We start from the raw sequence: 1692 nt of genomic DNA on the forward strand, positions 1-1692 counted from the left end.
AAGTTTGTCGATGGCGTCGATGATGTCTGGGGTCAGACGGACAGGTTCGATGAACTCGCTTCCGCCATGCACGATGCGATGGCCGGCGCAGATCAGGTTTCTTTCCCCAATTTCGCCCTGCACCCAATTCAGCATCTCGCCTATGGCCGCGTCATGCCGCTTGTCGGCGGTGAGCGGCCGATCGCACTGCCCCGTTCCGTCGGCCGCTTTTGCGCGCAGTGTGGGTTTGTCGCCCAGGTCCAGCGTGCCGCGTGAAACGAGTTGCATATCCCGTGATGAGACAAGATCGTAAAGCGCAAACTTGATGCTGGACGAGCCGGCATTCAGCGCCAGGATCGACCGACGCATCATTGGCGCCCCTTTGTCGCGGCTTTGTCGGGCCAGCTCCATTTCTGGATTTCGGGCATGTCTTCGCCGTGCTCGCGCACATAGGCCTTGTGCTTCGCCAACCTGCCGTGGAGTTCGCCGGCAAGCCCTTCGGCCCTTTCGGCCAGTCCCGGCACGCGTTCGATGGCGGCGAGCGCGAGATGGTAGCGGTCGAGTTCATTGAGCACCACCATGTCGAATGGCGTCGTCGTGGTGCCCTCCTCGCGGAAGCCATGCACATGCATGTTGTCATGGTTGGCGCGGCGGTATGTCAGGCGATGAATGAGATAGGGATAGCCGTGATAGGCGAAGATGACGGGCCGTGTTTTCGTGAACAACGCGTCGAAGTCCCCGTCGGGCAGGCCGTGCGGATGCTCCGTGTTCGACTGCAATGTCATCAGATCGACAACATTGACGACGCGGATTTTCAGGTCGGGGATCGCGGAGCGCAGAATGTCTGTCGCGGCCAGTGTTTCCAGGGTCGGCACATCGCCGGCGCAGGCCATGACCACATCGGGCTCCTCGTGCTGAGCAACCGTGCCGGCCCATTCCCAGATGCCCGCTCCAGCTTTGCAATGCGCTCCGGCTTCTTCAATGGACAGCCATTGCGGTCCCGGCTGCTTGCCGGCGGTGATGACATTGATGCGGTTATAGGTTCTCAGGCAATGATCGGTGATCCACAACAGGGTGTTGGCGTCCGGCGGGAAATAGAGCCTTACCGTGTCGGCCTTCTTGTTGGCGACCAGATCGGCAAAGCCCGGATCCTGATGGCTGAAACCATTGTGATCCTGCCGCCAGACATGCGAGGTCAAAAGGTAATTGAGCGAGGCGATCGGCTTGCGCCAAGCGAGCTCGCCGGAGGTCTTCAGCCATTTGGCATGCTGGTTGACCATCGAATCGACGATATGAATGAAGGCCTCATAGCATGAAAACAGGCCATGGCGGCCGGTGAGCAGATAGCCTTCAAGCCAGCCCTGGCAGAGATGCTCGCTCAGCACTTCCATGACGCGACCATCACGGGAAAGATGGACGTCATAGGGCTCGATGCGCTCCATCCAGATCCGATCGGTGACCTCGAACACGTCGTCGAGGCGGTTGGAGGATGTCTCGTCCGGCCCCATCAGGCGGAAGTTTCGCGCCTCGGCATTGAGGCGGAACACCTCGCGAAGATAGCTTCCGCAAATCCGCGTCGCCTCGGCAATGACGCCACCTGGACGCGGCACTTCCAGGGCCAGGCTTTTCCAATCTGGAAGCATCAGATCGCGCTTCAGCAGGCCGCCATTTGCGTACGGGCTTGCGCCCATGCGCCTTGTCCCTGTCGGGGCA

Annotated in this window: 1 protein-coding gene and 1 pseudogene; both read right to left on the bottom strand. The window is 60.5% G+C overall.

Annotation, left to right across the window (positions count from 1 at the left end; genetic code table 11):
- Positions 1-390: pseudogene (locus EN884_RS35030) on the bottom strand (acetate kinase); the annotation flags it as partial.
- On the bottom strand, positions 348-1692 hold a 1345-nt coding region (locus EN884_RS35035; protein ID WP_164895391.1), incomplete at its 5' end, for a phosphoketolase family protein. The pseudogene EN884_RS35030 and the gene EN884_RS35035, both read right to left, overlap by 43 nt.

The organism is Mesorhizobium sp. M7A.F.Ca.AU.001.01.1.1, assembly GCF_004022735.1.
GTDB lineage: Bacteria > Pseudomonadota > Alphaproteobacteria > Rhizobiales > Rhizobiaceae > Mesorhizobium > Mesorhizobium ciceri.